The organism is Hymenobacter sp. HD11105 (assembly GCF_054051685.1).
In genome coordinates, this window is record NZ_JBSWBR010000012.1 from 29,718 (window position 1) to 54,401 (window position 24,684).

The following is a 24,684-nucleotide window of genomic DNA, read 5'->3' on the forward strand; positions in this document are numbered from 1 at the left end:
GACGCTTCGGCCCTTACCAGTTGGTGCGGCGCAGCTTTTCGGGCTGCTGTACCCGAATAAATTTGTTGGTCAACTCGATGATGCCATCCTGCCGAAACTCGCTCAGCGTGCGGCTCAATGACTCGGGCGCCGTACCAATCAGAGCTGCCATATCATCCCGCGAGAGCTGAATCAGCGGATCCGTTGGGTCGAGGGTGCGCTGCTGCTCGTGCAGACGTAAGAGCGTGTCAGCCACGCGCTTGCGCAGGGAGTTGTAGGCCATATCCAGCAGCAGCTCTTCCTGTTCGCGCACCCGGCCCGCCAACAAGCGCACAAACTGCTGACTTACCTCGGGGTTGCGCAGCAAAAGCTGGGTAAAATCGTCGGCCGGAATGTAGAGCAAGGTGGAGTCAGTCACGGCCACGGCGGTATCGTGGTGGGCGGTGCCTTCGAGCAGCGGCTTGTAGCCGAAGAACTCGCCGGATTGGTAAAGGCCCGTAATTAGCTCCTTGCCGCCGGCCGTGGTTTTGCTGGTTTTTATTCGACCTTCCTGCACAAAATACAGACGCGTGGCCTCGTCGCCTTCGGCGTAAACAATCTGCTTGCGGGGCACGGCGTGGGGTTTGCGGTCCGTGGTGAGGCCTTGCAGATTGCCGACTTTCTGGGCATCATGCAAAAACTCATTTAGCCCCCCAGCGGCCTGCAAGTCATATTCGGGCTTGAGGTGTTGAAAACGGCTGAGACGGCCGGCAATGGCGCTGAGCAGCTCACTACTGTCGAAAGGTTTAGTGAGGTAGTCATCGGCGCCGAGCTCCATGCCGCGGCGCAGATCAGTGCGCTCGGTTTTGGCCGTCAGGAAAATAAACGGTACACCCGAGAGCTGCGGATTCTGGTTGAAAATGTGCAGCACGCCGTAGCCATCGAGCACCGGCATCATAATATCGCAGATAACAAGATCGGGCTTGGTTGCCAAGGCCTTCTCCACGCCCACTTTCCCGTTTTCAGCCGTGACGACGGCGTAGCCTGTCATTTCTAGGATCTCAGCCGTGTTTTCCCGGATGAAGTCGTTGTCTTCAATCAGCAGAATTGTTTTCATAGGGAATGGTAATGGTGACGGTAGTACCTACTTCCAGCGTGCTTTGCAGGGCAATAGTGCCGCGCATCAGCTCCAGATATTTGGCAATAATATACAGTCCCAGGCCCGTGCCAGGCACATTTGTCACGTTGCGGGCCCGGAAGAATCGTTCAAACAAGTGTTCCTGATCTTCGGGCGAAATGCCTACACCCTGATCCTGAACCGTGAGCGTGAGCTGGCCGGCAGTGCAGGTAGCTCGCAGTGTCACGGTAGAGTTTTCGCCCGAATACTTGATTGCATTAGAGAGCAGATTAACCACAATTTTGCGCAGCAGCGAAGGGTCGAGCCACGCGGGGTCGGAGCAGGCGAAGTGGGGCTGCACGGTTTGGCCCGGCTTGAGCAAGCCCTGCACATCCACGATGGTGTCGCGCAGCAGTTCGGGCAAGTTCAGGCGGGCCGGACGGGCTTCTACTTTGCCTTCCTCAATGCGCCCCACCGATAGAAACTCTTCTAGAATGTCATTCAAATGATTTACTGACTGCCTGATGCGCTCCAGGTGGCGCAGGCGCTTGTCCTGCTGCTCGGTGGCGGGGTACTTTTCGATAAGCGAAGCCGAGGTAAGCACGGCCGTGAGCGGAGTGCGAAACTCGTGGGAAGCCATGCTCACAAACCTAGATTTTAGCTCGCCTAGCTCCTGCTCGGCCGCTAAGGCTTTGGCCAGCTCGTCTTTGCGCTGTTCCAGCTGCTCCAAGGTGCTGAGCAGGGCGTGGGTGCGGTCGGCTACTTTCTGCTCCAGCTCAGCATTGAGCCGCTCCACGCGCTGCCGCTCCGCAATAAGTGCTTCCTGGGCATTCTTCTTATAAGTGATGTCGAGAATATAAGACACCACGAACAGTTCCTCATCGAGGTAAAAGTAGCTCAGGCTGACTTCGACTGGAAATACCGAGCCGTCTTTGCGCAGCGCTTCTAGGTCGCCGTGGTGAGCCCCCATAGCGCGCACCGATGGCCGGGCGTTGAATGATTCACGCTGCTTCTCGTGCCCGCGCCCGGACGCATTAGGTACCAGCGCTTCAATTCGCTGTCCGGTCAGCTCACCCGCCTCATAGCTGAACTCCTGATGGGCCTTCTGGTTGGCCGATACAATAACTCCGTCGCGGTTACAAACAATGATTCCAATGGTAGCATTGGCAAATACAGCCTCGAAGCGGCGCACACTCTGAGCTAGCTCGCGTTCGGCTTGGTGCAGGCGGTTTTGCTCCATCAGGCGCACGAGATAATAAGGCGCGCCTTCCACTTCAAAATAGGTGAACTCGATGCGAGCTTGAAATACACCGCCGGGCCGACTTACTTCCGTTTCGATATACTGGCGTCCTTGGTGCCGGGCTTGGTGGCGCAGGGTCGCCCAATCGTCCACCGTAAGTGCGGGCGTGCGGAGCATCCGCCTGGCTTCGGTCAGAAACTCTTCCTCTGAGTTATAGCCCAACAATTGCAGGCCCGCCGGGTTTACTTGCGTGAACTCGTTTTGGGTTTCATCATATATGCCCACAAACTCAGGGGCTTGGGTGATGAGAACATCCGTTATAGCGCGCTCAAAAGGGTTTAGAGGCATAGGTAAACGGCTAAGAGGCAGCGTGAGGAAAAAGCGACGAGCACGAGGCAAGTTCGGAAAAAATAGCGCAGCCTGCAGGCATGACAAATGTCAAGCACGCAATTGATGCCTCTCATGGAGCCCAGGCCACCCCAGAAAGTAATTTTACAGCGTACCTAATGTATCCGCTCATGTCTCTTTCCCTTTCTCCACCCGTGCTGCCGCCCCCGGATACGGCTGTGTTGCTGGTACTCCTGCCCCTGGCTCATTTTGGCGAGACGGACCCGAACGCCCATTCTACCCTATCTATCCGCGCCCTGCAAAGTCGACTGGGCCCCAGTATTCGGGTGCTGCAGGTAGATGAAGCCAGTCATCCGGCGGTGGTGCGGAGCTTTGGCACTCCTGAGCTACCAGCCTGCGTGCTGATGCGCCAAGGTGTGGAACTGTGGCGCCAACAAGGGCTACCAGAAGATGAAGCTGTCTTTAATTCTCTGTTGGAAGCAGCGCAGGTTTAAGAAGCAGATTTTGCAGTCTGGCCCCTTCTTTTTTTTTAATATCAGTTTTTATATATAAAGCCAAAGCAGGTAGCCATTACACAACGAACATGACCTAAGTGAGTTAAAAATCTTTAAGGCAATATCCGTTGTGTAATGGTTAGCTGCCCTGTCAATATTACCTATCGATTCTGACTGCTTCATCTTTAAATAGTTGCTTAACAAAATCCGAGGCGTGTAGCAAATCGCGGAATAACTATAGATTTAAAGCAATTTCTCGCAGGTCCGATTGTTATTCATTTTCCTGGTTGTGTTGCGATGTCAGCTCGTTTGTTAGCCACTTTATTTGGGGTCCTAAGTAGTGGCCTAATTGTTTCACCCGGACACGCGCAGCAGGTAACTGACGCAGCCAAGCAGCCTGAAGGCTGTGTTGTATATACCACCCCAAGCGCTTCCGATGCGTGGATCGCTACCGTTACGCAGTGGCCGCTGTCTCAGCAGATAGAAGCCATACGCCAACGCATGACCTGTGATGCGGGCCTGCGCCCCTACTCAATAGGCGTTTGTTATATGGCTGGCCCTCGCGTGACACTGGCAACGCCGCCACCCGTCGATCCGCGGCCCGAAGGCCTCGGCTTAGCCTGTCTACTCGATGGATATCCCCTCCGTTATCCTGTCAGCCCCGCTTTTCAGCACCTCATAACGGCCCGTTCCGTCAAGAAGCTGACGTTCTTGGCTAGCCGAGAGGCGTCCGCTATCGGGGGCAGCTACTCGATCGGGGGTATGGTCGTAATCACGACCAAAACCCCCAAAGAGACTCGTCGGCAGTGGGAACTCGCCATGCGGGAGGCTTCAGCGAGTAAGGCAGAACGATAAGGCAAAGATTGCTTTCCCTTAAGAGATTAGGAAGCAACGGTTCCCCTAAGGGCATTGGTAGTTGTGCTTTTCACATTTCTTCAACCAACGAATTAGAAACGTGACGAGCGATGTAACGGCTGATAGCGTTTCGGCCCGCCGAGAATTGCCTGTATGAACGTACATAAGTACGATAAGCTCAAGATAGTGAGCCTTATGTGTAGCGAAGCTATAAGCAGCCATAATAGCTACTGTGTCTTCAATAGGAGATTTTAATAAAGCGTCAACATGATATTAGTGAGCTTTTTGGCAGTAGCAATAATTAAGAATCGTTATTCCTTGGATGACACTACTGCTACTGTCAGCAGAAAAAATGAGTCTTGCTGAGCCCGCACGCTGTGCGGAATACCGGCCGGCAACAGTAGCAGCTGCCCGGCTGTCAAAATGGATGCCTGCTGAGCGGTATGAAATGTAATTTGACCTTCGAGCACTTGCACGGTGATGATACCGGGAGCGGTGTGCGTCTTCAGCTCAGACCCCTTATGTAGACCCATGAGCACCAGGCGCAGGCTTTCCGACTTGAAAAGTGGAACCACGTGCCGGTCGCTGGATTTCCAGTTTTGCGCTTCCTTGGCCTGCACTAATGCGTGTTCCAGATCCATTACTTGCGCGGGATGATCTAACGCGGCGTTGCCCGCAACTTCTGAAGTAATGGTTTCAATACTCATAAAATGGGCTGATTAAGTGAAAATACCTGTTTCAGAATAAGCGGAAGTGATTTGAAGCTTGGTCTTATAGAATCGAAAGTGGATTGGGCCGCATGCGGCTCTCAAATACGTGGGCAATATTCCGGGCGCGCAGCTTGGCTTCTTCCGCCACGGGGCCGGCAAACAGCTCATCGACAGTCAGAAAAAACAAGGCTTGCCAGCGCTGAAAATGCGTGCCGTCGATGGGCAGCGGAATGTGCTTGAGAAAAGGTCGGCCCTGGTAGCGCGAGGTGTGCAGCAGCAGGCCGCTCCAGAAATCATACATGCGCGGCAGGTGGGCCAGCCAATCGACGTGGGCTACGTCGTTGAAGATGGGCGCCAGCAGCGCATCGGTATTCACCTTATCGTAGAAGGTATCAACCAACAGTTTTATGTCGGTTTCAGTCTGGATATCGGGGCGGGAAGTAGGCATAGAAGGCAATGGCTAGAACGAGCAAAGAAAAGGCCCTGGGGGCATTTTAGGCGGACTGCATCAGCTGGCGCACGGCGCGGGAGTAGATATTTTTATTCAAAGCAAAGTACGCCAACCCACCCGTAGCGAGCAGGCTGAGCAGCTTAATGACCTCCACTACTATGTACACCAGATGCAGGGAATTGGGCGGCGGCGGAGTACCATTTAGCAGCGCCTCCGCGCGCACGTCCAGGGCCGGTAGCAGCCAGAAGGTTTGCAGCAGCAGCAAAAGGCTGAGCAGAGCCAGCCCCACTCCTACGCGTTTGCTGACTCCCACACACAAAGCACTCACTACGGCCAAGGTGCAGAGCCCGATTTCTACCTTGTTTAAGGCGTGAAATACAATGCGGCCGATGCCCACACCGAGCGGCACAGTGATGTGCGGGGCCGTGAATTTGAGCGGCGCTTCCAGGAAAGAAATGCCCCCCACCATGCCAGCCCACACAAAGAGAGCGGCTACCAATACAAGCGAAAAAGACTGACGCATAACAAGGCCTGTAGCGCGGACGGCGGAGCCCGCTGATTAACTACGAAATACACGGCTTATACATTCCGTGCTGCAACCCAAAGGTCACGTACGATTGCTCCCCTTGGCTTAACATCAATCAAGCGCGTGCTTGATAGTCGTCATCGATCCGGATAGGGCCGGCGCGGAGCTTTGTAACTGAACCTACTGTAGCTGCCGTGTCCGCCGTTCTCGACCCACCCGCAACCCAGCTTGCCTGCGCCCACTGCGGCGATAAATGCCACCCAGAGCCCCTACAGCTTGCTGATAAATCGTTTTGCTGCGCCGGCTGCCGCACCGTGTACGAGCTGCTCGACGCCAACAACCTCTGCACTTACTACCGCCTCGACGAGCGGCCCGGCCTGAAGGTAAAAGAAGTAGAGCTGCCCGGCCGCTTCGACTACCTGGATTCCGACACCGTGCAGGCCCAGCTTCTGAGCTTCCGTTCAGCCGAGCGGGCCCGCCTTACCTTGCAAGTACCTCAGATGCACTGCACTTCTTGCATCTGGCTGCTCGAAAATCTCTCTCGCCTCAACCCTGGCATTGTGGAAGCGCGGGTGCAGTTTCTGCGCAAGGAAATCACCATCACTTATTTATTGGCCGAAACCAACCTGAAAGCGGTAGTGCAGCTGCTGGCGTCCGTGGGCTACGAACCACAGATTACGCTGGCCGAGCTAGGTGCCCAGCCCCACCGCGCCGGCCGCACGGTATACTATCAGTTGGGGCTGGCGGCTTTTGCCTTTGGTAATGTGATGCTGCTGGCTTTGCCCGATTACTTCTCGTTTGTGGAGGAATTGCAGGGCGAGTTTGGGCGCTTTTTCGGCTACGTGAGCTTGGTGCTAGCGTTGCCCGTGCTGCTGTTTAGCGCCCAGGGGTTTTTCCGTTCGGCCTGGCAGGGACTGCGCCAACGCTACATCAACCTGGATTTTCCGATCAGCCTAGGTTTGGCGGCGCTGTTTAGCGTGAGCACCTACGAGGTTCTCACGGGCAGCGGGCCGGGCTATTTCGACTCATTTACCGGGCTGGTCTTTTTCATGCTGATTGGCAAATGGGTGCAGCAGCACACCTACGACGCCCTGCGCTTCGACCGCGACTTCACGTCGTATTTCCCCGTCGCCGTGACCTTGCTCACGCCTGCTGGCGAGCAGTCTATTTCCGTCAAAGAGCTGAAAGTAGGCCACCGCATTCGGGTGCGGCACCAGGAGGTAGTGCCCGCCGATGCCGTGCTGCTGCGCGGCGCCGGGCAGATCGACTACTCCTTTGTGTCGGGTGAGAGTACGCCGGTGGCGCGCACCTCTGGGGAGTTGGTGTACGCTGGCGGCCGGCAATTGGGCGAGGCCGTGGAGCTGGAAGTAGTGCGCGAGGTGTCGCAGGGCTACTTAACTCAGCTTTGGAATAATCCCGCCTTTGCCAAAGAAGAAAGCCACGGCAGCCTCGAAACTTACGCCAACCGCGTGGGCCGCTACTTTGTGGCCGTCACGCTGCTGCTGGCGGCTGGTACACTCGTGTACTGGGGCCCGCGCGACACATCCATGATGTGGCGCGCCTTTACCTCGGTGCTGGTTATCGCCTGTCCGTGCGCTTTGTCGCTTACTACGCCTTTCGCCCTCGGGGCCGCGTTGCGGGTGCTAGGTCGGCATAAGTTTTACCTCAAAAACTCAGCAGTAGTTGAAACCCTGGGCCGCGCCGACACGCTGGTTTTCGACAAGACTGGTACCCTCACCGATACCACTCAAGCCGAGGTGCATTACCACGGTCGCCCCTTATCTGCCGCCGAAAAGCAGCTGATTGCTACGGCCGCCTCGCAGTCTACGCATCCGCTTAGCCAGCGCTTAGCACGGGAGCTGGCTGCTGAGGCGCTGCCGCTAACGACTTGCCAGGAACACCCCGGCCAGGGCCTCAGCGCCACCTCCGCAGCGGGCGACACTGTGCGACTCGGGGGGGCGGCATTTGTGAAAGGAAGCAGCAATTCAACGCCCTTTGCGAATGTAGCTTCTACAAGCAGCTTCCTATCAAATTTAGCTCTCAAAAAAGCCCCCCAAGTAGCCGCAACGGCAGCTGAGGCCCCGCCCGAAGCCCCCGAAACCCGCGTGTACGTGGCGCTGAATGAGGAGCCGGCTGGCTATTTCACTTTCCACAATGTGTACCGGCCTGCGCTTGCAACGGTGCTAGCCAGCCTCAGCCAACGCTACCGCCTAGCCGTGCTCTCCGGCGATACTGATGCCGAGCGCACCCGCTTGCAAACGCTGTTCGGAGAAGATGCCGACCTGCATTTCCGTCAGTCGCCCACCGATAAGCTGGCTTACATCGCGGCCCAGCGCGCCCAAGGCCACACGGTCGTGATGGTTGGCGACGGCCTCAATGATGCCGGGGCCCTGCGCGCCGCCGACGTCGGCATTGCTCTTACCGATAAGCTCACCAACTTCTCCCCCGCCTGCGACGCCATTCTGGACGCCGACGAATTTGGACGCTTGGCTACTTTCTTGGGCTTTTCGCGGGCTTGCCTGCGGGTGGTGCTGGGCACCTTTGCCTTATCGTTTTGCTACAATGGCTTCGGGCTGGCGCTGGCGGTGCAAGGCCTGTTTACGCCCATTGTATCGGCCATTCTTATGCCCATCAGCTCTCTGAGCGTGATGATCGTAGCCACGGTATTCGTGCGCTGGGCCGCATGCCGCCACAACCTATAACGCTACCACCATGACCATTATCTTTTTGCTGATTGGAATCAGCTTATTAGTGGCGCTAGCCTTCCTGGGGGGCTTTTTGTGGGCCGTCCGCAGCGGGCAATACGACGACGAATACACGCCGTCAGTGCGCATGCTGTTTGATGAAGAAGATGAGCCAGCGCCGGCAAAAATGGGGAAGTAATTATAGAGGGTATTGTATAAAACAGGCGGTCATGCAGAGCGCAGCGAAGCATCTCCTCACGGTCGTTGCCACAGTAACTGTCATGCTGAGCTTGTCGAAGCATCTCTCCCGCTTCGTTGAGATTACCGTTGCAGTAGAGATGCTTCGCTGCGCTCTGCATGACCGCCTCTTATACTCTAGCAATTCATATTTATTTATCATTTCAATTGTGCACAATTAAAACTTATACAATCCATCCTGGTTTACCACTCAGAAATCTATGAGCAAGCCTATCATTCCTTCTCCTTCGAACCCAGCCCAGCAGCTTGAAAATCAGCTGTGCTTCCCGCTCTATGCCGCCTCGCGCATGCTGACCAAAGCGTATCAGCCTTACCTGCAAGAGCTGGAGCTGACGTATCCGCAGTACCTGGTGCTGCTGTTGCTGTGGGAGCACGAGGAGCTGACGGTGAAGGCCCTAGGCGAGCAGCTACTACTCGATTCCGGCACGCTGACGCCCTTGCTTAAGCGCATGGAGCAGAAGCAGTGGCTGAGTCGCCGCCGCGACCCCAGCGACGAACGACAAGTGCTCATCCGGTTGCTGCCTGCCGGGCGCGCACTTCAGCAGCGCGCCAGCCACATACCGGAAAAGCTCCTTGAAAAACTTAAGCTCACTTCCACTGAATTTACCATCCTGCGCAAGCAGCTACACCAGCTTTTAACCCAGCTCGCCTGAGTAGGCGAGCTGTCTTTTACTCCAACCCAATTTCTCTTCCGATGAAAATCGAAAAAGTCTTCACTGCACAAGCCAAAGCCAAAGGTGGCCGCGACGGTAGCATCACTACCAACAACGACGTACTGAACCTGGGCTTGAGCACGCCCAAGGAAATGGGTGGCCCCGGCAAACCCAGCACCACCAACCCCGAGCAGTTGTTTGCAGCGGCCTATGCTTCTTGCTTTGAAGGCGCCCTCGGCGTAGCGGCCCGTCAGGCCGGCGTGAAGCTCAACGACGTAACCGTGGAAGCCCTGATTGGCTTTGGCAAAGCCGAAGATGGCGGCTATGGCATCTCCGCCGATTTGAGCATCAACATTCCCAACGTCGCCCAAGACCAGGCCGAGGCTTTGGTAGAAGCCGCCCACGGCATTTGCCCCTATTCCCGCGCCACCCGCGGCAACATTGAAGTAAATCTCACCACCACGACGAACGCCTAATTGCGTTTGCCAACTGGTCATCCTGCGTACACCCGTTTGTCATCTTGACTAAGGTGTAGGCAGGATGACCTTTTTTATTGCCATTACCTGATACTTCCCACTTATGCAAAACGAAACCATCCTCTTAGCCAGTCGCCCCAAGGGTCGGCCCACGGCTGAACAGTTCAAGTTTGTAACCAGTGACATGCCCCAGCCAAGCGCCGGCCAGGTGCTGCTCAAGATGCGCTACGTATCCGTTGACCCGTATATGCGCGGCCGCATGAGCGATGCCAAGTCCTACGTAGAGCCGTTTGACGTAGGCCAGCCCATTGCAGGCGGCGTGGTGGCGGAAGTAGTGGAAAGTCAGAACGACACGTTGCCAGTGGGTAGCATCGTGGTCGGCAACCTGCCCTGGCAGCTTTACAGCGTATCGGATGGGCAGGGGCTGAACCGCGTGCCCAGCGGACCGGCGCCCATTAGCTACTACCTCGGCTTGCTGGGCATGCCCGGCCTGACGGCTTACTTCGGTCTGCTTGACATCTGCCAGCCCAAAGCCGGCGAAACGGTGGTCGTTTCGGGCGCGGCCGGAGCAGTGGGCTCGGTAGTGGGTCAGCTGGCCAAAATTCACGGCGCCCGCGTCATCGGCACGGCTGGCTCCGACGAGAAAGTAGCGTACCTGAAGTCACTGGGCTTCGATGAGGCCATCAACTACAAAACCGCCGACATTCCGGCTGCGCTGGCCGCTGCCGCCCCCAACGGCATCGACTGCTACTTCGACAACGTGGGGGGCAAAATTACCGATGCCGTGTACGATTTGCTGAACAAGCACGCCCGTATTGCCCTCTGCGGCCAAATTTCCACTTACAACGCCACTGAAGTACCTATGGGCCCGCGCCCTGAAGGCAAGCTACTGAAGACGAGCACGAAGCTCCAGGGCTTTATCGTGAGCGACTACCTAAGTCGCTGGCCCGAGGGCATGCAGAAACTCGGTGAATGGTACAGGCAGGGTAAGCTGCAATTTGATGAAACCATCACCGAAGGCTTCGACCAGATTCCGGCAGCTTTCCTGGGTTTGTTTGAGGGTGAAAATACGGGCAAAGCCATTGTGAAGGTGTCGTAGCCACTTCGTATTCATCTCAATAATTAAACCGCCCCAGCAACTCCTCATAAGCAGGAGTTGCTGGGGCGGTTTGCGTGTGGGGTAACGGCAACCTAGCCTGGTTGACATCAATCACGCCCAGGCTTGACATCCGTCATGCTACCGGAATACGCCGCGGAAGACCTTTGAAGCAGTAAACCACTTACTTCTTCACGTATGGAAGTCGCTCCTACTCCTCTACTTACTCTTCCCGAGCCGCCGCCGGTAAAACGCCCCCTAACCCGCGCGGTCGATGAGTTTTTCTACGACAACAAGATCGTCCGCGACTTCGGTATCGCCACCGTATTCTGGGGAATTGCCGGCATGTTGGTCGGGATTCTGGCCGCCTTCCAGCTGGCCTTGCCCGAGGCCAACATGAACACGGCCGTTACCACGTTTGGGCGCATCCGGCCCTTGCACACCAACGCCGTTATTTTCGCCTTCGTCGGCAACGGCATTTTCATGGGCGTGTATTACTCCCTGCAGCGCCTGTGCAAAGCGGCCATGTACTCCAAAAAGCTCAGCCAGATTCACTTCTGGGGCTGGCAGCTTATCATTCTTAGCGCCCTCATTTCTTTGCCATTAGGCTACACTACCAGCAAGGAATACGCCGAGCTGGAGTGGCCCATCGACATTGCTATTACGCTGGTGTGGGTGGTGTTTGGCTGGAACATGTTTGGCACCATTGCCAAGCGGCGCGAGCGGCACCTGTACGTAGGTATCTGGTTTTACATCGCTACGTTCCTGACGGTAGCCGTGCTGCACATCGTGAACTCCATGGAAGTGCCGGTAAGCTTCATGAAAAGCTACTCGGCCTACGCCGGGGTCCAGGATGCGCTGGTACAGTGGTGGTACGGCCACAACGCGGTAGCCTTCTTCCTGACGACGCCTTATTTGGGTCTGATGTACTACTTCCTGCCCAAGGCCGCCGGCCGGCCGGTGTATTCTTACCGCTTAAGCATCATTCACTTCTGGTCCCTGATCTTTATTTATATCTGGGCCGGACCTCACCACTTGCTTTATACCGCCCTGCCCGACTGGGCTCAAAGTCTGGGCGTAGCATTCTCCGTGATGCTGATTGCTCCGAGCTGGGGCGGCATGATCAACGGCCTGCTGACGTTGCGCGGCGCCTGGGACAAAGTGCGCGAGGAGCCCGTGCTGAAGTTTATGGTGGTGGCCATTACGGCCTACGGCATGGCCACCTTCGAGGGTCCGATGCTCTCGTTGAAAAACGTAAATGCCATTGCCCACTTCACCGACTGGATAGTAGCCCACGTGCACGTTGGCGCCTTAGGCTGGAACGGCTTTCTCACCTTCGCCGTGCTTTACTGGCTGTGGCCCCGCCTCTACCGCACCGAGCTGCACTCCAAGAAACTCGCCAACGCCCACTTTTGGCTGGGCACCATCGGCATCCTATTTTATGCTTTGCCCATGTACTGGGCCGGCTTTACTCAGGGCTTGATGTGGAAGCAGTTTAATGCCGAAGGCATGCTGCAATACCCTAACTTCCTCGAAACTGTGCTGCAAATAGTGCCCATGTACTACATGCGTGGTATCGGTGGGGTGCTGTACCTGAGCGGTGTGTTTTTGATGGTGTACAACCTGATAAAAACAGCTAATGCCGGTACGCTGCTGGCCGCTGAGAAAGCGCACGCGCCGGCCCTGCTGCCCGCCAGCCAGGATCCGCACGCCGATGCCGGCCACTGGCACCGCTGGATCGAGCGCCGCCCTTTGCAGCTAGCCATTGGTGCCACGGTTGCCATCCTGATTGGCGGCGTAGTCGAAATGGTGCCCACCTTCCTCGTCGATTCCAACGTGCCGACCATTGCTTCGGTGAAGCCTTACACGTCGCTGGAATTGCAGGGCCGCGACCTCTACATCAAGGAAGGCTGCTCGAACTGCCACACCCAGATGGTGCGTCCCTTCCGCTCCGAAACCGAGCGCTACGGCGAGTACAGCAAAGCGGGCGAGTTTGTGTACGACCGGCCCTTCCTGTGGGGCTCTAAGCGCACCGGCCCCGATTTGCACCGCCTGGGGGGCAAATATCCGCACTCCTGGCACTACAACCACATGATGGACCCCACCAGTATGTCGCCCGGCTCTATCATGCCGCCTTACCCCTGGATGTTTGAAAACGAGATTGACTACTCCGACCTGCCCGCCAAAATCAGAGTGCTGCAACAGCTAGGCACGCCCTACCCCGCTGGCTACGACAAGCAAGCCGTGGCCGATGCGCGCCGCCAGGCTGAGGGCATCGTGCAGGAGCTGAAAAAGGAAGACATCGAAGTGAAATCAGACAAGGAAATCGTGGCTTTGATTGCCTTCCTCCAGCGCCTAGGCACTGATATCAAAGTGAAGCCCGAGCAGGCTGCGGCCTCGGCTCAGTAACTCACCAATAAGGCGGTCATACAGAGCGCAGCGAAGCATCTCGCGTGCTGATGTTGCCCAGCTAAACAACTAAACACGCGAGATGCTTCGCTGCGCTCTGTATGACCGCCTCATAAATCAACCTCAATCCACCATGGATAAGAAAGTATTGCAGTCCATTGCCGGCGTCGAGATCTATCCCATTATCTCCTTCGTCATCTTCTTCCTCTTCTTTCTGGCCCTGCTGATTTACGTGGTCATCGCCAACCGTCAGCACCTGGATACCATGAGCAAGCTCCCCTTGCTCAACGAAGACGAAGCCCTGAAAAATCACCTCGAACACGATGTTATATGCTAACCAAGCGCACTACCGTCTTTACTGCGTTGGGTCTGCTCGGCACCCAGCTCGCAGCAGCCCAAACTGCCCCCACGGCGCCAGCTCCCACGGGTCCCGATCTGCTATTCTGGCTGCTGGGGGGCATTTTAGGCATCGTGCTTATTGTCGTGCTGGTCACGGGCGCCTCTATGGCCTCGGCTACGCACCGGCACTTCCGGAATGCCCGCGCTAAAGCAGTCAACAAGTCTTTCAACCAAGAGCAGAAAGGAGTTACCTCATGGTAAGCGTACCGAATCCCAAACGCTGGCCGCTGGCTGCAGGCTTGCTACTGTCCGGCACTGTCGCGCTGGCCCAGCCGACGGCCACCGCGCCCGCAACAGCCGGAAGCCCCGATGCGCAGATGCTGCTGTTCTGGTTTCTGCTGAGCACGCTGGCCCTCGTGCTGATGGTGTTTGTGCTGCTCTTCACGATGATTATCGTGAAGATGAAGCCCCAGCTGCGCAAAGTGTACGAACTGCCCACCGTGCACGACACCTGGAGCGGCAAGGTGCTGGGACTGCTCATTGGCGACGCCCGCTTGGTAACCGGTCAGTATCGAGACGAGGACATGGGCCACGAGTACGACGGCATCACGGAGTTCGACAACGACCTGCCGCCCTGGTGGAAGTACGGCTTCTACTTCACCATCGTGTTTGCCATTGGCTACCTGGGCTACTACCACGTGGCCAAAGCCGGGCAGCTGCAAACGGCTGAATATGAAACCGAAATGCAGCAGGCCGCCCTGCTGGTATCTACCGAGCCCGACGACCCCAACAAGCTCACGACCTATACCGCCCTCACAGCCCCCGCCGATCTGAGCGCCGGCAAGTCGATTTATACCACCAACTGCGCCCCCTGCCACGGCGCCAACGCCGAGGGCAAAGTTGGCCCCAACCTGACCGACGAATACTGGCTGCACGGCGGTGAAATCAATCAGGTGTACAAAACCATCAAGTTCGGCGTCACCAGCAAAGGCATGGTAGCCTGGAAAGGCAAGCTCGCCGGCAAGCAGATTCTGCAAGTTTCCTCCTACATCCAATCGCTGCAAGGCTCCAAACCGGCAAATGCCAAGGAGCCCCAGGGCGAAAAAGAAACGGCTAGCAAAACCAGCAAAACCATAGCCGCCGCACATTAATCAGCACACCTCGATGTCAGCCACCACCTACCATCCCAAAGACGACTTTCGCGACTCTATCGCCACGGTAGATGCGGCGGGTAAGCGTGTGTGGCTGTATCCGAAGCGGCCGAGCGGCCGCTTCTACCGCGCCCGTATGTGGATCAGCTACGGCTTGCTGCTGGTGTTATTTGCCGGCCCCTGGCTGCGCATCAACGACTTGCCGGTGCTGATGCTGAATCTGCCGGCGCGGAAGTTTATCATCCTCGGGCAAATCTTCTGGCCCCAAGATTTCTTTATTCTGCTGCTGGCGGCCCTCACGTTTGTGCTGTTTGTCATCGTGTTCACGGTGGTATACGGGCGGGCGTTTTGCGGCTGGGTGTGTCCCCAAACCATCTTTCTGGAAATGGTTTTTCGCCGCATCGAGTACTGGCTCGAAGGCGACGCGCCCCAGCAAAAAGCCCTCGACCGCGCCGATTGGGACTGGAACAAGCTCTGGCGCAAAACCACCAAGCACGCGCTGTTTCTGGTCATTTCATTTCTAATTGCCAACACGTTTCTGGCTTACATTATCGGGTCCGATGAGTTGGTCAGCATTATCACCGACCCGCCTCGCCAGCACCTCGGCGGCCTGACTTTCATGGTGCTGTTCACGGGCGTTTTCTACGCGGTGTTCGCCCGGTTTCGGGAGCAAGTTTGCACCATTGCTTGCCCCTACGGCCGCTTGCAAGGCGTGATGCTCGACAAAGACAGCCTGGTAGTCGCCTACGATTACCAGCGCGGGGAGCCCCGCGAAAAGCTGCGCAAAAACCAAACGCGCACCGCTGGCGACTGCATCGACTGCCACCAGTGCGTGCAGGTCTGCCCCACCGGCATCGACATTCGCAACGGCGCCCAGCAGCTCGAATGCACCAACTGCACAGCTTGCATCGATGCTTGTAACAACATCATGGCCCTGATTAACAAGCCCGAAGGCTTGATCCGGCACGCCTCGGAAAACAACATTGCTCAAGGCACCAAATTCCGGTTGCAGGGCCGCGTGAAAGTGCTATCGGGCGTGCTAGTGGTGCTGCTGATGGGGCTGACGTTTCTACTGGTGTCGCGCTCCAACGTGCAGGCCACGGTGTTGCGCACGCCGGGCCAATTGTTCCAAAAAACCGACCGTGGCACCATCACCAATCTCTACAACGTGTCGGTCATCAACAAGACCAATCATCCTTATCCAATTACGCTAAAGGTGCTGGAGCCGGCTGGGGGGCAAATTTCCTTCGTCGGTACCAATGGCCTGACGCTGCCCGCCCAGGGAATAACGGAAGGCGTGTTTTTCGCCGAGCTGCCGAAGTCGGCCCTGCACGCTACCAATCAGAAGCTGCGCATTGGCGTCTTTAGCGAGGGGAAGTTGATTGCCGAAACCAAAACCAAGTTCCTCGGGCCAGCGCAGTAGCCCGCGCCGCCTCATCATCGGCAGACTTCGCCGTCCGCCTTACCTCGACCGTTCGCATGACCACCTCCCGCTTTAATTTTTGGCCCTACGCCATCATTGCCACCTTCGTGCTCTTCGCCAGCTACATCGGCTTTATGGTGCAGCAGGCCATGCGCACCAGCGTCGACCTGGTCAGCGCCGACTATTACCAGCAGGAAATAGCCTACCAAAAGCGCATGGAATCGGTGGCCCGCACGGCGGCCTTGCCGGCTCCGGTACAGGTGCACTACAATGAAGATACCCAGCGCCTGACCCTGGAATTGCCCCCCAGCATGGCCGGACAACAGGTAGCAGGCACCGTGCATTTCTTCCGCCCCTCCGATCAAAAGCTGGACTTCAAGCTACCCTTCACGCCCACCCAAAAAGCCCCCCAGCAGCTCAATACCAGCAAGCTCCAACCCGGCTACTGGCGCCTGCGCATCGATTTTAAGGCCGGCGGCCAGCAGTACTTCGTCGAAGAAGAACTGACCATTAAGTAGAGTCTAGCTTATTAGCGCAAAAACTCCCCACTTCACAATCTCACCACCTCGCCAATGCTTTGGGCTGGCTTTCTTTTCGGGCTTTTGGGTAGCTTCCACTGCGTAGGCATGTGCGGGGCCATTGCGCTGGCGCTGCCGGGCGCGGGTGGCCCCAGCTGGCGCTACGTAGCCGGGCGCATGCTCTACAACCTGGGCCGCGTGACTACCTACACACTGCTAGGAGCGGCGGCGGGTCTGTTGGGTCAGGGCCTGAAGTTGGCCGGTTGGCAGCAAAGCCTGTCGCTGGTTTCTGGGGGGCTTATTTTATTACTGGTAGTGGCACCGGAGCGGTGGCTGAGCCAGGCCGCTGCCTTCCTGAAACTGGATGGCGTGTTGGTTCAAGTGAAAAGCAAGCTGGCCTATTTCTACCAGCGACCTTCTCTCGGCGCCCTCTACACCACGGGTCTTCTGAACGGTCTGTTGCCCTGTGGCATGGTGTATCTAGCGCTGGCCGGGGCGCTGAGCGTGCCGGGCGTGCTTGGTGCCATGCAGTATATGGCGCTGTTTGGCCTGGGCACGCTGCCCCTAATGCTAGCGCTTTCGCTTACCGGACAGCTAGTGCCCTTCGCATGGCGGGCTCGGATGCGGCAGGCAGTGCCAGTTTTGGCAACGAGTTTAGCCCTGTTGTTTATCGTGCGCGGGCTCGGCTTGGGCATTCCTTATCTCAGCCCACAGCTGAGCCACGAGGTTATTACAACTACCAAGCGCTCCAGCCAGATGCCGGCCACTATGCACTACTGCCGCGGCGAAACGCCCACACCGACTCCCAACTCAAAATAAGTACTGAACCAAGCCGGATTTCCGGATCACTCTCAACGCGTCGTTGCCATGCAAACCATTCTTGTGCCCATTGATTTCACGGCAGCGTCCGAAAACGCGCTGATTTATGCCAATAAGCTAGCCCTGCGCCTGTCGGCCGAGATTGTGCTGGTGTGTACCGGTGCCTCGCTAGACACGAAGCAGCGCGCCGATTTGCTTGGTCGCCTGCAAGCCTTAGCCGAGCGCCTGCGCTACCAGCAGCTCAGCCGGCAGAATGGACGTCGCCTCAGCTACCACTACCACCTAGCCACCGAGGCTCTACCCGACGGCCTCGAAGTGCTGGTAGCCGGCTACCGCGCCGACTTGGTCGTGACTGGCCTCACCCTCACCGACTGCGCCGCCGCTACGGCCGCCGGCACTCCCCTCACCCAGTTGCCAGAGTGCGTGAGCTGCCCAGTGCTTATCGTGCCCCCCGGCCGCCACGAGCTAGCTAGTCGGGTGGTTGTATCCGGCAACTTCGCCACCCTCGACACCAAGCACCTGTCGCAGCTCACGGCCCTGGCCCGCACCTCCGATTCTCATTTCGACCTGGTACAATTTTATCCCTCAAACACGACAGGACTTGGAGTGCTGAAAAAAGCCATGCTGCAAGTGCACGCCAGCTTACCCGAAGCGGCCGTGCATTTATTGCCCGAGGAAGATGCGCTGGAAGACATCAGCGAATTCTGCGCCCAGCAAAACGCTCAGCTCCTGGTTCTTGCCACGGCTGATGGCTGCCTGACTCGCCGCCTCTTCAATCCCCATTATATCAAAACCAACGCCTATCACTTGCGCATCCCTGTGTTGCTGCTGCCCACCAGCACCTTGCCCACCAAAGCCTGCTGCGACCATTGCGCCTTGCGCCAAGCCGCAGAAAACCGGAGTTTGATTCGCCTTGAAACCGTAACATTTTAAGCTAATAATGCACAAACTGCTGTAGAGACGCCATAGTTGAAGTCCCGCCATTGAACGGCAGTCGTTTGTCATCCTGAGCTTGCGAAGGACCTTGTCACGCCTGAGCAAGTCGTTCATCGGGCATAAGGTCCTTCGCAAGCTCAGGATGACAACTACTACATATTTAAACAACATCAGCAACGACCAGACTCCAACTATGGCGTCTCCATACCGTGCTGACAAACAACTTATAAGTCAACATATGCTTACCGAAACCGCTAACACCACCGATACCCAAACAACCCGCGCTACCGTCGAAGCATGGATGCGCAGCTTCCAGGACTGGCTTTGCCAGCAGCTCGAACAGGCCGATAGCGGCACTACTTTTAAGGAAGACCAGTGGGCCCACGAAGGAGGCGGTGGTGGCCGCACCCGCGTGATCGGCAACGGGAATATTTTGGAAAAGGGCGGCGTAAACTTTTCGGCCGTGTGGGGCCAGATGAGCGAAGCAGCGGCCCGCCAGTTGCTCATGCCCGACCCGAACTATTTTGCCACCGGCGTATCGGTGGTGCAGCACCCACGCAGCCCCATGGTACCCATCTCCCACATGAACGTACGCTACTTCGAGGCTGGTAATGGTGAAGCGTGGTTTGGCGGTGGGCTCGATCTGACGCCTATTTATGTGGACGAGGCGCAGGCCCGCTGGTTCCACGAGCAGATCCGGGAGGTTTGCAATCAGCACGATGCCAGCTATTACCCACGCTTCAAGCAATGGGCCGACGAGTACTTTTTCTTGCCTCACCGCCAGGAAACCCGGGGCGTGGGGGGCATTTTCTTCGACCGTTTAACGGTTGGTAAAGATGGCAGCTTCGACGACCTGTTTGCCTTCATACAAGCGGTGGGCGAAGTGTACGGCCGCACCTATTCCACTATTATGCGCCAGAATGCTAACCTGCCTTTCGGGGAAACGGAAAAGCAGTGGCAGCTGGTGCGTCGAGGCCGCTACGCGGAGTTCAACCTGGCCATCGACCGAGGCACCCGCTTCGGCCTGGAAACTGGCGGGCGCACCGAATCTATCCTGATGAGCCTTCCCCCGCTGGCCGCCTGGCATTACGACTATCAGCCCGCCCCCGGCTCGGCCGAAGCAGCTACCCAAGCCTGGCTGCGCAAAGACATAGAGTGGGCTTAGCGCAAATTGTACTAACCGGTTAAAAATCATAAGGCCTAGGTGTGTCATGGTTCGAATAGCGGACGTATTTAGTCCTTATGATTTTCCTATTTAAGCGAACTAGGGACATGAGCATACTCAAGGTAATTTTCTACCTAATTAAACCAAGGCATTAGCTCAAAGGCTTGAGGACGTTTTAATTTAAAGCACTGATATTTTCTATTTAAGCTCAACAGAAGAACGTCTCACTCATTATACAGGCACTAATCCAATAGCATCAAAAAATTACAGTATTTTATTGAAAGTATTTAATATAGCTTTCGGCTTAACTCTCAACGCCGATGGTATGAAGAAAACGTTTATTCAGTCTTCCCTCTTGATTTTCACTTGCGCTATTTCCGTGCAAGCCCAGCAATCCTACTCTGTTAAAGCCAAGCAAAATCATTTGGACCAGACTACCATCGACCGAACGGTGAAGCCTGGTAATGATTTTTACAGCTACGCGAACGGCGGCTGGCTTAAAGCCAATGAGATTCCCGCTACGGAGGCTTCGTGGGGGAGCTGGGGCATCATCCGAAAACAAACCCGGGCTCGACTACAGGAACTAATAAAATCCACTGCCGCCCAGAAAAACAAACCCGGCAGCGACGCGCAAAAGCTACAGGACTTTTACAACAGCGGCATGAATACAGCCGCCATTGACAAGCTGGGACTTCAACCCATACAAGCTGACCTGAAGCGCATTGATGCCATCACCAGCCCGCAAGGAGTTGTGACCGAAACTACAACGCAGTTTGCGACGGGGCTAAGCGGTAATATTTCGCCCTTGTTTAGTCTTGGGCACATTGCCGACCCAATTAGCAACGACGTCGAAACGGTGATACTTGGCCAGGGAGGAATGGGGCTGCCCGAGAAGTCGTACTACACCGATGCCAGTCCAAAAGCCGTGGCCATCCGGGAGAAGTACGTTGCCTACCTGCAACAGCTGCTCCAGCTCGCTGGCACTCCCGAAGCGGCCGCCAAGTCTAAAGCCGGGGCTATTATGGCCTTGGAAACCCGCTTGGCCGTGGGTGCTCGGACCGCTACAGAGAACCGGAATATCCAGAAATTACTGAATTATTATACGCCGGAAAAATCGACCCAGCAGTTTCCGCTGTTAGGGTTGGAGGCTATGTTTCGGAAGCTGAACATTCCCTCGACCAAGCTAATTGTGGCGCAACCCGAGTTTCTGGACGGCCTCAGCAAAGAACTGACCGCTACGCCCCTCGACACGTGGAAAGACTACCTAAAGGTGCGCCTGCTCAGTAACGCGGCCCCGTACCTGAGCAAGCCTTTCACCGACGCCAACTTTGCCTTCTACGCTACTGCTTTGTCCGGCCAAACGGAGATGCGGCCCCGAAACGAGCGGATAGTAAATGTCACGGATGCCATGCTGGGCGAAGTTCTGGGCAAAGTGTACGTGGAGAAATATTTCACGGCCGATGCCAAGAAGCGCATGGACGACCTAGTGCAAAATGTGATAACTACCTTCGGTGAGCGCATTCAAGCCAACAGCTGGATGACTGCCCCAACCAAAGAAAAGGCGATGCAGAAGCTGGGCACCATCAGAAGAAAGATTGCTTACCCCGATCAATGGAAAGACTATTCTGCCCTGCAAATTGGGCCCAACTACTTCAGCAACGTCAAAGCGGCTACGGCCTTTGAATTCCGGGATGGTTTTGGCCGGGTAGGCAAGCCTGTGAATCGCAATCTGTGGACCATGTCAGCGCCCACCTTGAATGCGTATTACAACCCGCTCAACAACGAGATTGTGTTCCCGGCCGGCATTTTGCAGCCGCCCTTCTTCGACCCCAAGGCTGATGACGCGGTCAACTACGGCGGCATTGCCACGGTCATCGGGCACGAAATCAGCCACGGCTTCGACGACCAGGGCAGCCAGTTCGATGCGCAAGGGCGGTTCAGTAACTGGTGGAGCAAAGAGGACCTGGAAAACTTTAAGGCGCGGGGCGCAGCCCTATCCAAGCAGTTCAACCAATACGTAGCCCTCGACACGCTGCACGTCAATGGCAAGCTCACCCTGGGCGAGAACATTGGCGACTTGTGCGGCGTGACGGTCGCTTATCAGGCCTTCAAGAAAACGGCCCAGGGCAAGAGCACCCAACTCATTGACGGTCTGACGCCCGACCAGCGCTTCTTCCTATCCTACGCCGCTATTTGGCGCACCAAAGCCCGGGATGAAAGCTTGCGGACGCAAGTGCTCACCGACCCCCATTCCCCCGCTAAGTTCCGGGTTGATGGCCCGCTCTCAAACCTGGAGGCATTCTATACGGCGTTCAACATCAAAGAAGGCGACGCCATGTGGCGGCCAGTCAGCGAACGGGTGGTTATTTGGTAGTTTAAAAACCGTACCTGACCGAAAAAAGCCCCCCAGGCGTCAACTGACGCCTGGGGGGCTTTTTGCTTCTACTGTGACCTATGATGCATTCGTAAAACAGTGGTGCACTGCTTTTAAGTACACCTGGCTTTTCTCTCAGATGAACTGTGTGCAGGGCAGCTTTTGGGCGACGCAAAACAATATGCTGGGGGGCATTTTTTGGTGGGAGAAGACTAGCCTATATCACCGCCTCGTCCCGTAGCGCTACTCTTGCGGCTCTAGCTCTTCTAGCGCAAACAATTCGGTGAGCATAGCCAGCAGTTCAGTGGCTTCGCCGCGCTGACAGGCAGCTTTGAGCTGCACCACGGGCAGCTTCAGAAACTTCTGGGTCAAGGACTTGGTGGCCTCGTCTAGCCGGCTGGCTTCCTCGGGGCTCATCTTCTTCTGAAACCGGCTTACTTCCTGCTGACGCATCTCCTCTAGGGTGCTTTTCAGCTTCTGAATAACGGGCGACACTTGCATGGTGCGACTCCACTCCAGCAGTTCTGCTATGCTTTCGGCAATGATGGCGCGCACGTGCGGCACGGCCGCTACCCGGCGGGCCAGGGCCTCAGACGCTTTGTTTTGAATGGCGTCGATGTTGTAGACGAGCACGCCGGGCACTTGCTCTGCAGCGGCCGCAATGCTGCGCGGCACGGAGAGGTCGATGAAGAACTTAGGGCTCAAAATAGCGAGGCCGGCTAGCAGCTCCCGGGTGAAAAAGGGCGAAGGCGTAGAGATGGCGGAAATCACGACATCTGCTTCCTGCAAGCCCTGGATTAAGTCGGCGAAATCGAGCACTTGCAAGCCGCACTCGGTGGCCAGAGCAGCGGAAGTAGCGGCGGTGCGGTTGCAGATGGTGACTTGGGCAAAGCGCTTGCTTTTGCCAAAATGCCGGCAGATATCAGTCCCTATTTCTCCTAATCCCACGATTAGGACGCGCGGCTGGCTGAGGGTGGCGGTGAGTTCTTGCACCAGCTCCAAAGTGGCGTACGAGCTGGAAGCGGCTCCGTCGCGGAAGGCGGTTTCCTGCTGCACGCGCTTGTTGGTGGCGAAGATGGTATGCAACAGGCGGTGTAAAAATGGGCCTGCAACGTTCGCATCCGCCGAGCGCTGGTAGGCCCGTTTCACTTGGCTGCTGATCTGCATATCGCCTACCACCTGCGCATCGAGGCCAAGCGCCACTTCAAACAGGTGTTGAACAGCTTTTGAGGCGGAGGTAAAACTGGTAAAATAGGTTTGCCAGGCGTAGGTGACAGCCAGACCTTTTACGTGCCCCAAAGCCATCATAATGGTATGGCTTTGGTCGGTTTCGGCGGCGTAGTATACTTCTGTGCGGTTGCAGGTACTAAGTACCAGCAAGTCGGTGAGGCCTTGGCGGTGCAGGTAGGCTAGAAGCTTATCGCAGGCCTCTTCGTCGAGGGATACCTGCTCTCGGATTGCTAGGGGAGCTTGCTTATACGACAGACTGAGGGCCTTAAACGGATGGGTCATAAAGGAAAGATGAAACGAGGCGAGCAGCGGACCGGGCGCTGCTACAAGCAAAGCGCCCGCAATAGCCAGCCAGCGTTGAGAGAAAGTGCTCATGCAGCTGGCTTATTGCAGCTCAAAGGTTCACTTTTTCCCCGTCAGGCTCCATGAGATCAATCAGCAAGTAAGATGATTGGTCTCAAGCTTAGCTTGATTTTCCTGTTAAGCCACCCAACCCTAATTCATGCATCCGGCGGCGTACAGCCTACGGAGCCGCGAAAAATTGACGAGTGTTTGACCGGTTACTCTGGGTTCGCGCTTCCCGTGAGGCGGGCAACACCAGCACTGGCACCGGACTGTGCAGCAACAGCTCCGCCGTCACGCTTTTATGAAACAAGCTTTCCAAGAAGCGATGCTTGCGCGCAATGAGTACCAGCAAATCGGGGCGCTGCTCGGCAATGGCCTGCATGATGCCTTCGGCCGGATACGTGTGGCAAATGTGGGAGGTAGTTACGCGGGGCAGGTCGTGGATAAGGCCGGTGCGCACTACTGTTTGCAAGGCTTGGTGGGTAGTGTGCCGGGTAGCCGATTCGGTGACGTGCACCACAGTCAGGTGAGCCTGCAAGGCATTAAGCACGTCGCGGATGGCATGCGTATGTTCGCCTAGGGCAAACAGGTCGCCATCGGCAGCGAGCATTACCTGCTTGGGCAGCCCTACTTGGCTTGTGTCGGGGGGCACAATAAGTAAGGGATATGGGTGTGAGCGCAGCAGCTTGAGCGCGGTGGTCGTTACCAGCTCATCGGGCGAAGCCTCCGTTTCGGGCCGACTCAGCACAATCAGCATCGGATTGTAGCGCTTAATGCTTTCCTGCACCGCCTCCTGCATATCGCGCACCCCAATTTCCGCTATTACTGGTACAGGCTGGTTGCTGGTCAGGCTATCCATAGCCAGCTTTATTGCCTCCTCGGTCCGGTTGGTGAGCTTACCCGTCAGCCGCTCCGGATCGAGCAGGGAGTTGCGGTGCACGTGCAGCAGCACAATGTGGGCATTCAGGGGCTGGGCCAGCTGCACGGCCAGGTTCAGGGCCCGGTGGGCTCCCATGAGAAAGTCAGTGAGGATAAGTAGCGTAGGAGTCATGGCAGTAGAACCCGTTAAGATAATAGGCAAATGTGGCTGTTCTGTTGTCCAGCGGCAC

General features: G+C 56.6%; 24 protein-coding genes. 17 read left to right on the forward strand and 7 right to left on the reverse strand.

The window, feature by feature from the left end:
* Window positions 1–13 precede the first annotated feature (13 nt).
* Both ACW9KT_RS21175 and ACW9KT_RS21180 read right to left on the reverse strand, forming a co-directional pair.
* Window positions 14–1,075, reverse strand: coding sequence for a response regulator (locus ACW9KT_RS21175; RefSeq protein WP_457084169.1), 1,062 nt, complete (start codon window positions 1,073–1,075; stop codon window positions 14–16).
* A complete protein-coding gene (locus ACW9KT_RS21180) occupies window positions 1,053–2,663 on the reverse strand; it encodes a PAS domain-containing sensor histidine kinase (RefSeq protein ID WP_457084171.1) in 1,611 nt (536 codons plus the stop codon). The genes ACW9KT_RS21175 and ACW9KT_RS21180 overlap by 23 nt, the downstream gene beginning before the upstream one ends.
* Before the next feature lie 170 nt (window positions 2,664–2,833).
* Here ACW9KT_RS21180 and ACW9KT_RS21185 point away from each other — a divergent pair, with 170 nt between their 5' ends.
* Window positions 2,834–3,157, forward strand: a complete 324-nt coding sequence (locus tag ACW9KT_RS21185) for a thioredoxin (protein ID WP_457084173.1) — start codon at window positions 2,834–2,836, stop codon at window positions 3,155–3,157.
* 297 nt (window positions 3,158–3,454) lie between these two features.
* The gene (locus ACW9KT_RS21190) at window positions 3,455–4,012 is read left to right on the forward strand and encodes a hypothetical protein (RefSeq protein WP_457084175.1); all 558 of its coding nucleotides are present in this window, start codon (window positions 3,455–3,457) and stop codon (window positions 4,010–4,012) included.
* 311 nt (window positions 4,013–4,323) lie between these two features.
* Here ACW9KT_RS21190 and ACW9KT_RS21195 read toward each other — a convergent pair whose 3' ends face one another.
* From ACW9KT_RS21195 to ACW9KT_RS21205, 3 genes are all read right to left on the reverse strand, one after another.
* Window positions 4,324–4,719, reverse strand: coding sequence for a cupin domain-containing protein (locus ACW9KT_RS21195; protein ID WP_457084177.1), 396 nt, complete (start codon window positions 4,717–4,719; stop codon window positions 4,324–4,326).
* A 64-nt stretch (window positions 4,720–4,783) separates the two neighbouring features.
* Window positions 4,784–5,170, reverse strand: a complete 387-nt coding sequence (locus ACW9KT_RS21200; RefSeq protein WP_457084179.1) for a group III truncated hemoglobin — start codon at window positions 5,168–5,170, stop codon at window positions 4,784–4,786.
* A gap of 46 nt (window positions 5,171–5,216) precedes the next feature.
* Complete coding sequence (locus ACW9KT_RS21205; protein WP_457084181.1) at window positions 5,217–5,696, reverse strand: hypothetical protein; 480 nt, start codon at window positions 5,694–5,696, stop codon at window positions 5,217–5,219.
* A 197-nt stretch (window positions 5,697–5,893) separates the two neighbouring features.
* On the opposite strand from ACW9KT_RS21205, the gene ACW9KT_RS21210 reads away from it, so the two are divergent.
* The 15 genes from ACW9KT_RS21210 to ACW9KT_RS21280 all read left to right on the forward strand — a co-directional run bounded on the left by ACW9KT_RS21210 (window position 5,894) and on the right by ACW9KT_RS21280 (window position 22,000).
* A complete protein-coding gene (locus ACW9KT_RS21210; RefSeq protein ID WP_457084182.1) occupies window positions 5,894–8,401 on the forward strand; it encodes a heavy metal translocating P-type ATPase in 2,508 nt (835 codons plus the stop codon).
* 10 nt (window positions 8,402–8,411) lie between these two features.
* Window positions 8,412–8,582, forward strand: a complete 171-nt coding sequence (ccoS, locus tag ACW9KT_RS21215) for a cbb3-type cytochrome oxidase assembly protein CcoS (protein WP_457084184.1) — start codon at window positions 8,412–8,414, stop codon at window positions 8,580–8,582.
* 259 nt (window positions 8,583–8,841) lie between these two features.
* On the forward strand, window positions 8,842–9,294 hold the full coding sequence (locus tag ACW9KT_RS21220) for a MarR family winged helix-turn-helix transcriptional regulator (protein ID WP_457084186.1): 453 nt from the start codon (window positions 8,842–8,844) through the stop codon (window positions 9,292–9,294).
* A gap of 41 nt (window positions 9,295–9,335) precedes the next feature.
* Window positions 9,336–9,770: an organic hydroperoxide resistance protein gene (locus tag ACW9KT_RS21225; protein WP_457084188.1), complete on the forward strand. Its 435-nt coding sequence runs from the start codon at window positions 9,336–9,338 to the stop codon at window positions 9,768–9,770.
* Window positions 9,771–9,873: 103 nt separating this feature from the next.
* Window positions 9,874–10,869 carry an NADP-dependent oxidoreductase gene (locus ACW9KT_RS21230; RefSeq protein WP_457084190.1) on the forward strand — a complete coding sequence of 332 codons (996 nt, stop codon included), beginning with the start codon at window positions 9,874–9,876 and terminating at the stop codon, window positions 10,867–10,869.
* A 195-nt stretch (window positions 10,870–11,064) separates the two neighbouring features.
* Window positions 11,065–13,275 carry a cytochrome-c oxidase, cbb3-type subunit I gene (gene ccoN / locus ACW9KT_RS21235; protein WP_457084192.1) on the forward strand — a complete coding sequence of 737 codons (2,211 nt, stop codon included), beginning with the start codon at window positions 11,065–11,067 and terminating at the stop codon, window positions 13,273–13,275.
* Between the two features lie 133 nt (window positions 13,276–13,408).
* Window positions 13,409–13,612, forward strand: coding sequence for a hypothetical protein (locus tag ACW9KT_RS21240; protein ID WP_457084194.1), 204 nt, complete (start codon window positions 13,409–13,411; stop codon window positions 13,610–13,612).
* Entirely contained in the window at window positions 13,606–13,875 is a 270-nt protein-coding gene (locus tag ACW9KT_RS21245) for a hypothetical protein (RefSeq protein WP_457084196.1), read from the forward strand. Before ACW9KT_RS21240 ends, ACW9KT_RS21245 begins: the two co-directional genes overlap by 7 nt.
* Window positions 13,869–14,765, forward strand: a complete 897-nt coding sequence (locus ACW9KT_RS21250) for a cbb3-type cytochrome c oxidase N-terminal domain-containing protein (RefSeq protein ID WP_457084198.1) — start codon at window positions 13,869–13,871, stop codon at window positions 14,763–14,765. The genes ACW9KT_RS21245 and ACW9KT_RS21250 overlap by 7 nt, the downstream gene beginning before the upstream one ends.
* A gap of 13 nt (window positions 14,766–14,778) precedes the next feature.
* Complete coding sequence (ccoG, locus tag ACW9KT_RS21255; protein ID WP_457084200.1) at window positions 14,779–16,188, forward strand: cytochrome c oxidase accessory protein CcoG; 1,410 nt, start codon at window positions 14,779–14,781, stop codon at window positions 16,186–16,188.
* A gap of 56 nt (window positions 16,189–16,244) precedes the next feature.
* The gene (locus ACW9KT_RS21260) at window positions 16,245–16,706 is read left to right on the forward strand and encodes a FixH family protein (RefSeq protein WP_457084202.1); all 462 of its coding nucleotides are present in this window, start codon (window positions 16,245–16,247) and stop codon (window positions 16,704–16,706) included.
* 54 nt (window positions 16,707–16,760) lie between these two features.
* The gene (locus tag ACW9KT_RS21265) at window positions 16,761–17,525 is read left to right on the forward strand and encodes a sulfite exporter TauE/SafE family protein (protein ID WP_457084204.1); all 765 of its coding nucleotides are present in this window, start codon (window positions 16,761–16,763) and stop codon (window positions 17,523–17,525) included.
* A gap of 48 nt (window positions 17,526–17,573) precedes the next feature.
* Entirely contained in the window at window positions 17,574–18,458 is an 885-nt protein-coding gene (locus ACW9KT_RS21270) for a universal stress protein (protein WP_457084206.1), read from the forward strand.
* 241 nt (window positions 18,459–18,699) lie between these two features.
* Window positions 18,700–19,626 (forward strand): oxygen-dependent coproporphyrinogen oxidase, encoded by a 927-nt coding sequence (hemF, locus tag ACW9KT_RS21275; protein WP_457084208.1) that lies wholly within the window; start codon window positions 18,700–18,702, stop codon window positions 19,624–19,626.
* A 325-nt stretch (window positions 19,627–19,951) separates the two neighbouring features.
* A complete protein-coding gene (locus ACW9KT_RS21280) occupies window positions 19,952–22,000 on the forward strand; it encodes a M13 family metallopeptidase (RefSeq protein ID WP_457084210.1) in 2,049 nt (682 codons plus the stop codon).
* 243 nt (window positions 22,001–22,243) lie between these two features.
* Here ACW9KT_RS21280 and hemA read toward each other — a convergent pair whose 3' ends face one another.
* Window positions 22,244–23,512, reverse strand: coding sequence for a glutamyl-tRNA reductase (hemA, locus tag ACW9KT_RS21285; RefSeq protein ID WP_457084379.1), 1,269 nt, complete (start codon window positions 23,510–23,512; stop codon window positions 22,244–22,246).
* 241 nt (window positions 23,513–23,753) lie between these two features.
* Complete coding sequence (locus ACW9KT_RS21290) at window positions 23,754–24,626, reverse strand: universal stress protein (protein WP_457084212.1); 873 nt, start codon at window positions 24,624–24,626, stop codon at window positions 23,754–23,756.
* Window positions 24,627–24,684: the final 58 nt, after the last annotated feature.

Excerpts from the sequence above, each read along its gene's own strand:
- ACW9KT_RS21175 (WP_457084169.1), bottom strand. The coding sequence starts at position 1,075 with ATGAAAACAATTCTGCTGATTGAAGACAACGACTTCATCCGGGAAAAC.
- ACW9KT_RS21180 (WP_457084171.1), bottom strand. The coding sequence starts at position 2,663 with ATGCCTCTAAACCCTTTTGAGCGCGCTATAACGGATGTTCTCATCACC.
- ACW9KT_RS21185 (WP_457084173.1), top strand. The coding sequence starts at position 2,834 with ATGTCTCTTTCCCTTTCTCCACCCGTGCTGCCGCCCCCGGATACGGCT.
- ACW9KT_RS21190 (WP_457084175.1), top strand. The coding sequence starts at position 3,455 with ATGTCAGCTCGTTTGTTAGCCACTTTATTTGGGGTCCTAAGTAGTGGC.
- ACW9KT_RS21195 (WP_457084177.1), bottom strand. The coding sequence starts at position 4,719 with ATGAGTATTGAAACCATTACTTCAGAAGTTGCGGGCAACGCCGCGTTA.
- ACW9KT_RS21200 (WP_457084179.1), bottom strand. The coding sequence starts at position 5,170 with ATGCCTACTTCCCGCCCCGATATCCAGACTGAAACCGACATAAAACTG.
- ACW9KT_RS21205 (WP_457084181.1), bottom strand. The coding sequence starts at position 5,696 with ATGCGTCAGTCTTTTTCGCTTGTATTGGTAGCCGCTCTCTTTGTGTGG.
- ccoS (WP_457084184.1), top strand. The coding sequence starts at position 8,412 with ATGACCATTATCTTTTTGCTGATTGGAATCAGCTTATTAGTGGCGCTA.
- ACW9KT_RS21220 (WP_457084186.1), top strand. The coding sequence starts at position 8,842 with ATGAGCAAGCCTATCATTCCTTCTCCTTCGAACCCAGCCCAGCAGCTT.
- ACW9KT_RS21225 (WP_457084188.1), top strand. The coding sequence starts at position 9,336 with ATGAAAATCGAAAAAGTCTTCACTGCACAAGCCAAAGCCAAAGGTGGC.
- ACW9KT_RS21230 (WP_457084190.1), top strand. The coding sequence starts at position 9,874 with ATGCAAAACGAAACCATCCTCTTAGCCAGTCGCCCCAAGGGTCGGCCC.
- ccoN (WP_457084192.1), top strand. The coding sequence starts at position 11,065 with ATGGAAGTCGCTCCTACTCCTCTACTTACTCTTCCCGAGCCGCCGCCG.
- ACW9KT_RS21240 (WP_457084194.1), top strand. The coding sequence starts at position 13,409 with ATGGATAAGAAAGTATTGCAGTCCATTGCCGGCGTCGAGATCTATCCC.
- ACW9KT_RS21245 (WP_457084196.1), top strand. The coding sequence starts at position 13,606 with ATGCTAACCAAGCGCACTACCGTCTTTACTGCGTTGGGTCTGCTCGGC.
- ACW9KT_RS21250 (WP_457084198.1), top strand. The coding sequence starts at position 13,869 with ATGGTAAGCGTACCGAATCCCAAACGCTGGCCGCTGGCTGCAGGCTTG.
- ccoG (WP_457084200.1), top strand. The coding sequence starts at position 14,779 with ATGTCAGCCACCACCTACCATCCCAAAGACGACTTTCGCGACTCTATC.
- ACW9KT_RS21260 (WP_457084202.1), top strand. The coding sequence starts at position 16,245 with ATGACCACCTCCCGCTTTAATTTTTGGCCCTACGCCATCATTGCCACC.
- ACW9KT_RS21265 (WP_457084204.1), top strand. The coding sequence starts at position 16,761 with ATGCTTTGGGCTGGCTTTCTTTTCGGGCTTTTGGGTAGCTTCCACTGC.
- ACW9KT_RS21270 (WP_457084206.1), top strand. The coding sequence starts at position 17,574 with ATGCAAACCATTCTTGTGCCCATTGATTTCACGGCAGCGTCCGAAAAC.
- hemF (WP_457084208.1), top strand. The coding sequence starts at position 18,700 with ATGCTTACCGAAACCGCTAACACCACCGATACCCAAACAACCCGCGCT.
- ACW9KT_RS21280 (WP_457084210.1), top strand. The coding sequence starts at position 19,952 with ATGAAGAAAACGTTTATTCAGTCTTCCCTCTTGATTTTCACTTGCGCT.
- hemA (WP_457084379.1), bottom strand. The coding sequence starts at position 23,512 with ATGACCCATCCGTTTAAGGCCCTCAGTCTGTCGTATAAGCAAGCTCCC.
- ACW9KT_RS21290 (WP_457084212.1), bottom strand. The coding sequence starts at position 24,626 with ATGACTCCTACGCTACTTATCCTCACTGACTTTCTCATGGGAGCCCAC.